4 protein-coding genes are annotated in these 6144 nt (G+C 70.6%); all 4 read right to left on the reverse strand.

Features of this window, described 5'->3' with window-relative positions; genetic code table 11:
- Nucleotides 1-93 precede the first annotated feature (93 nt).
- The 4 genes from WC493_RS13995 to WC493_RS14010 all read right to left on the reverse strand — a co-directional run bounded on the left by WC493_RS13995 (nt 94) and on the right by WC493_RS14010 (nt 6078).
- A complete protein-coding gene (locus WC493_RS13995) occupies nt 94-471 on the reverse strand; it encodes a DUF1850 domain-containing protein (RefSeq protein ID WP_373066148.1) in 378 nt (125 codons plus the stop codon).
- A complete protein-coding gene (locus WC493_RS14000) occupies nt 468-2534 on the reverse strand; it encodes a TRAP transporter permease (RefSeq protein WP_373066149.1) in 2067 nt (688 codons plus the stop codon). Before WC493_RS14000 ends, WC493_RS13995 begins: the two co-directional genes overlap by 4 nt.
- Nucleotides 2531-3505: a TAXI family TRAP transporter solute-binding subunit gene (locus tag WC493_RS14005; protein ID WP_373066150.1), complete on the reverse strand. Its 975-nt coding sequence runs from the start codon at nt 3503-3505 to the stop codon at nt 2531-2533. The genes WC493_RS14000 and WC493_RS14005 overlap by 4 nt, the downstream gene beginning before the upstream one ends.
- Nucleotides 3506-3621: 116 nt before the next feature.
- Nucleotides 3622-6078 (reverse strand): TIGR02302 family protein, encoded by a 2457-nt coding sequence (locus tag WC493_RS14010; protein ID WP_373066151.1) that lies wholly within the window; start codon nt 6076-6078, stop codon nt 3622-3624.
- Nucleotides 6079-6144 lie beyond the last annotated feature (66 nt).

Raw genomic sequence — 6144 nt, forward strand, 5'->3', positions numbered from 1 at the left:
CCTTCATCCCCGGATTACTGCATCGCTCTGAATTACCGCGTTCTGGGTAGCTCACCGGATTCCTCCGGCTGGATGCCCAAACCGGCACAGGCGCTACTCGCAGGGCGTCAGGGTCACCGCCCCTTCCGGCGGCAGGCCGGCGATCTCGCCGAGGGTCCGGCACCCACCTGCGACGCACAGGCGGTAGTCCGGCACCAGGCCGGAACGGGCCAGGGTCAGGTGCTGCTGGGGCGCCAGGGCGGGGACATATTCCCACCAATCGCCCCGGCGCACCGCATCCGCCGGCGGGTCCATGCCGGCGCCGGAGCCCTGCACCCGGGCGGCGATCAGGTGCAGCCCATCCGCCTCGATGCGCCAATCCTCCTGCCATTCGATCTTCTCGATCGAATGGCGCCAGGCCAGGGTGAAATCCTTGGCCTCCAAGCGCTGCACGAGCTGGCTGCCGAGCAGCAGGCAGAGGGCGAGGCTCATGCCGCCGCCGCCCGGCGTGCCGCCCTGAGCTGGAGTGCCACGAAGACGGCGCCGAGGGCGAAGCCGATCTCGTCCGAGAAGGGCGTCGAGAGGACGAGGCCGATGGCGCCGCCGATCGCGATCGGCATCTGCCAGAGCGGCACCGGGGCGAAGCCATAGCCGATCGCGACCATGCCCCAGAGGGCGATGGCGGCCAGCGCCCGGAAAGCCGCATAGGCGATCGCCAGGAGATCGCCGGTCTGCGCCAGCAAAGCCGGATCATAGACCGCCATGAAGGGCACGACATAGCCGGCCAAGGCGATCCTGGTGGCGATCCAGCCGATCTCCATATGCCCTGCCCGGGCGATCGAGGAGGCGGCGAGGGCCGCCAGGGCGACCGGTGGCGTCAGGTCCGCCATGATGCCGAAATAGAAGCAGAACATGTGGGAGGCGAGCGGCGGCACCCCCATCTTCAGCAGGGCCGGCGCCGCGATCGAACTGGTGATGATATAGTTCGGGATGGTCGGCAGGCCGGTGCCGAGCACCAGGCAGGCGACCATGGTGAGCACCAAGGCGGCCAGCAGATTGCCGCCCGAGAGGGCGACGATCGAGCCGGCCAGGCTCGAGGCGATGCCGGTCAGGGTGGTGACGCCGATCAGCACGCCGACCAGGGCGCAGGCGATGCCGACACCGAGGGCGTTGCGCGCCCCGTCCGCCAGGCTGCCGATGACGAGGCCGACCGCGGAGCGTGCACTGCGCAGGCTCAGCGCCGCAAAGCCCAGCACCAGCGTGAAGCCGACCGCCACCGTCTCGGTCGCGATACCGAGCCTGAGCACGAGGGCGAGCAGCAGGCCGAGCGAGACCCAGAACACCGCCCGCTGGGCATTGCTGCCCAGGGCCACCCGCGCCACCGCCTGGCCCAGGATCAGCGAGACCGTGGCGAAGAGCCCCACCACACCGGCAAAGAGCGGCGTATAGCCGGAGAACAGCAGGGCGACCAGGGCGGCCAGCGGCAGCAGCAGGTACCAGCCCTGGCGCAGCGCCCGCGTCGTGCTCGGGCATTCGTCGGCGTCGAGACCGCGCAGGTTCCGCTTGCCGGCCTCGAGATGAACCATCCAGAAGACCGAAGCGTAATAGAGCAGGGCCGGCACGATCGCCGCCTTGGCGATCTCGGCGTAAGCGACGCCCAGCGTCTCGGCCATGATGAAGGCGACCGCCCCCATCACCGGCGGCATGATCTGCCCGCCCATGGAGGCGGTCGCCTCCACCGCACCGGCGAAGGCCGGGCGGTAGCCGAAGCGCGCCATCAGGGGAATGGTGAACTGGCCGGTGGTCAGCACATTGGCGACGCCGGAGCCGTTGATCGTGCCCATCAGGCCCGACGAGATCACCGCGACCTTGGCCGGCCCGCCCTTGGCCCGCCCGACCAGGCCGAGCGCCATGTCGTTGAACAGCCGCACCATGCCGGCATGTTCGAGAAAGGCGCCGAACAGCACGAAGAGGAAGATATAGGTGGCCGAAACGAAAGTAGGCGTGCCGTAGATCCCCTCGGTGCCGAGATAGAGTTGGTCGATCACCTGGTCGAAGCCGAAGCCCCGGTGTGCCAGGCCGAAGGGCAGCCAGGGCCCGAGCAGGGCATAGGGAATGAAGGCGCCGCAGAGAATCGGCAGGGCGAGGCCCATGACCCGCCGCGACGCCTCGAAGATCAGGGCGATGGTCAGGCAGCCGGCGACGATGTCGACCGTGTCCGGCTCGCCCGCGCGGAGGATCAGGTCGCGTTCGAACACCAGGTGATAGAGGCCGAGCACGAGGCCCGAGCCGGCGAGACACCAGTCGTACCACGGAATGCGCCGCGTCTCGCCCGGACGCGGCCGCAGGCCGAACAGCAGGAAGATCATGGCGAGCAGGAAGCCGACATGGATCGAGCGCTGCGACAGGCTGGAAATCGGGCTCGCCGTCGCGGTCCAGACCTGGAACAGCGAGAAGGCGATGCCGATGAGGCTGACCGCGCGGGCCGCGAAGGGTGCCAGGGCGACAGCGCTCGCGGCCGGATTCTCGCGGTCGACGACGGCGGCCTGGCTCACGCCAGGCCCTTTTCCTTGAAGAAGCGCAAGGCGCCGGGATGGAGCGGCATCGGCCCCTTGGCCGCACTCGCCTCGAGCTTGATGCCCTTGGCCGCGGCATGGGCGGCGACCAGGGCATCGAGATTGTCGTAGAGCGCCTTGGTCATGCCATAGGCGAGGTCGTCGGCGACATCGGCATGGCTCACCAGGAGGTTGCGGATCGAGGCGGTGGGCACCGCCGCGTCCTGGCCGGTATAGGTGCCGGCCGGGATCTCGCCCGGCTGATAGGCGGCGTCGCCGACCTTGGCCACGATGTCGGCCGGCACGGGCACCACGGTGATGGCGATCGAGGCCGCCAAGTCCTTGATCGAGCCGACGCCGAGCCCGGCCGATTGCAGGGTGACATCGATCTGGCGGTTCTTCATCAGGTCGACGGATTCGGCGAAGGCCAGATATTCGACCTTGGCGAAATCGCCGTAGGTCAGGCCGGCGGCGCCCAGGATGGCGCGGGCGTTGAGTTCGGTACCCGACTTCGGCGCACCGACCGAGATCCGCTTGCCCTTCAGGTCGGCCAGGGTCTTGACGCCGGATTCGGCGCTGGCGACGATCTGGACATAGTTGCTGTAGATGGCGGCGATCAGGCGGAGCTTGTCGAGCTTGACCTTGAAGCCTGCGTCCTCGACCCCGGCGACCGCCTGGCTGGCAGCATCGGCGAGGGTGAAGCCGATCTCGCCCTGGCCCTTCTGCAGAAGGTTCAGATTCTCGACCGAAGCCTTGGTCGCCTGGACGCTGGTCTTGACGCCGGCGACCGTCTTCTCGATCGCGGCCGCCAGGGCGACGCCGATCGGGTAATAGGCGCCGGAGGTGCCGCCGGTCAGAACGTTGACGAAAGTCTCGGCCTTGAGCCGCGGCGCCCCCATCAGGCCGAAGGCGGCGAGCCCCGCGCCTGCCGCCAGAATGTCCCGCCGGTCGATCAGAATCGGGCGTGCCATCGCGAACCTCCCTTTGCCGGCACGTCTGTCGGTGCCGGTCCCCTGGTTGCCGGGTCCTGCGGCAAGCTGCCGCAGCCCGCATCAGGGTGCGGCGCAGGCGAGGTCCTGTCCAGCCTTCAGAAGCGTTCGAGCAGGCGGCGGATATAGTCCAGTTCTTCCGGGGTCCGGCTGCGGTCACCGGCGCGACGCTGCAATTCGTCGAGGATCTCGCGCACGCGCTTGGCCTCCGCCTCGGTCGGCACCTTGACCTCGTCGCCCGAACCGAAATCGCGCCCGGGCTTGGGCCGGCCGAGGGGATCGCGCTCGCCGCCCGGCTCGTTGCCGGCCGCCCCCTGGCCACGCCTCGTACCCAATTGCTGGGCCATCTGTTCGCCCAGGTTCTGCAAGCCTTCGCGCAAGGCCGACAGGGCCTCGCCCTGGGCCTGGGCTGCAGCACCGGGATCGTCGCCTTCGAGCGCCTGGCGGGCGCGGTCCATGGCCCGCTCCGCCTGGGTCAGCGATTCCGGCAGGGGCAGGCCGGCATCGCCGAGCTGGCGCAACAGATCGCCCAATTGACGGCGCAGATCTTCCTGTTCCTGGGCCTGGCCACCGAGACCGCCCGGCTGGCCCTGCTGCCCCGCCTGGCCCTGGCCCGGGCGCTGCTGGCCCTGGGCGCCCGGCTGGCGGGCGCCGCCGTCCTGGCGGCGCTGTTGTTCGGCGAAGGACTGGTCGCGCAGCCGGCCCTGGTCGCGCAGCATGCCGCCGAGCTGGTTCATGCCCTGGTTCAGGGCCTGGGTGGCGCCGTCCTGTGCCTGGCCGGGCATGGCCTGGAGGTTTTCCAGCATGTCGCGGAGTTCGGACAGCATCTTGCGCGCCGCCTCACGCGAGCCGCCTTCGGCCGCCTTCTGCGCCTCGTCGATCATGCGCTGGAGGTCTTCCGGGGTGAGCACGCGGCCGTCCGGCGTCGCCTGCTGGGCCTGCATCTCGCCGCCGTTCCGCATCGCTTCCTCGGTCAGGGCCTGGAGATAATCGGCCATGGCTTGGCGCAGCTCGTCCATCAGGCGGGCGACTTCGGCATCCGAGGCACCGTTCTGCAAGGCCTGTTCGAGAGCGTCCTGTGCCGCGCGCAGCGCCGCCTCGGCACTGGGCACCCGGCCCTGGTCGAGGTCGAGCGCGATTTCCCACAGGAGGTCGACCACGCTGGCATCGGCCGACCCGTCGCCGTGGCGGATCAGGGCCGTCACCGCGAGGTCGAGGCCCAGGAAGACCGAGACGCGGCCTTCATAGGCATCGGTCTGGTCGGCGATCGCGGCGAGCACGGTGGCGACCTTGCGGCGTTCGTCGGGATGCTGCACCAGCGCCTTGCGCGCGGCGACGATGGCGCGGGCGACGGGATGTCGGAAGCTCCGCTCCGGCAGGGCGAAAGTCATGCTGTCCGAACGGCCGGTCTGGCCGAGGGCATCGGTCGCCACCAGTTCGGCAGCGACGTCGAGCCCGGCCCAAGGATGCGCGGTCAAGTCCTTGAAGGCGGTGCCCTTGGCTTCCGGCCGGCCAGTGGCACCGCCGAGCGGCACGGTCAGCGGCTCCGGATTGCCGGGCAGACGGATGACCAGGGCGACACCCGAGACGCCGTAATCGTCGCGGGCGTCGAAGGCGATGCGCAGCGCCCGCCGCTCGGTCGCCACCGGGGGCGAGGCGAAAGCCACCACCGGCGGCGCATCGGGCACGATCTCGAGCGGCCAGGCGGCCCATTCCGACTCGCCATCCAGGAGGCGGAGCGTGGGTGCCGCCGTGACCGGCACTTCACCCGCGAAAGTGCCCGCCTCGACCGTGTCGAGCACGGTCACCTGATCGCCGAAGGCAACAGTGCCGGCCCCGGCGCCATAGATCCGCGCCATCAGCTTGGAACCGGCCGCGACCCGCAGGTGCTGGCCCGGCGGGATGCCCTGCCCGCCCAGATAGACCGGCGGCAGGCGGGTATAGGCGGGCGGCGTGATCCAGGCGGTGTAACCGCTGGTGCTACCGGCGGGCGCGCCGCCGGCCGGCGCGAAGCGCGGCACCAGGGCTTCGGCCAGGCGCTCCGGCCCGGCACTGCCGGCGGCGATGCCGGCCACCACCAGGGCCAGGATCACCGCGGCGCGAAGGGCATGGGGATCGTGCCGCACCAGGCCGGCATGGGGCCCGCCGACCCGGAGCCCCTGCACGCGGGCGGCGACCCGGGCCAGATGGGCCTGCCACAGGGCCTGCGAGGCGGGATCACCCGCCCCTGCGGCCAGGCGATCGTCCAGGGTTTCCAGGGCGCGGTGCGGCAGCGCATTGTCGCGTTCCAGCCTTCGCCGCGCCCGTGCCGTATCGGGCAGGCGCAGCGCCGCCGGCACGCGCCGCCAGCCGACGACCAGGGCTAGGCCGAACAGGCCGAGCAGGATGGCATGAACGACCGGCGACACATGTTCGAACACCCCGGCCAGGGCGAGCGCCGCGAATGTGCCGATGACGCCGAGCCCGGGCCAGAGCGCCGGCCACAGGGCTTCGAAGGCGAGGACGAGGCGGGCCGCCAGCAGGCGCCGCGCGAGCCGACCGTCCCCGCCCGTCATCTCAGGCGTCCCCGCCGAGCCAAGAGGGCAAACGATCGAGGCCGATGATCCGCTCGACCGGCACAC

The sequence above is a fragment of the Zavarzinia sp. genome (assembly GCF_041650655.1).
Classification (GTDB): domain Bacteria; phylum Pseudomonadota; class Alphaproteobacteria; order Zavarziniales; family Zavarziniaceae; genus Zavarzinia.

What these genes read in the sequence shown, in the direction of transcription:
- WC493_RS13995 (WP_373066148.1), bottom strand. Translation starts at nt 471, where the DNA reads ATGAGCCTCGCCCTCTGCCTGCTGCTCGGCAGCCAGCTCGTGCAGCGC.
- WC493_RS14005 (WP_373066150.1), bottom strand. Translation starts at nt 3,505, where the DNA reads ATGGCACGCCCGATTCTGATCGACCGGCGGGACATTCTGGCGGCAGGC.
- WC493_RS14010 (WP_373066151.1), bottom strand. Translation starts at nt 6,078, where the DNA reads ATGACGGGCGGGGACGGTCGGCTCGCGCGGCGCCTGCTGGCGGCCCGC.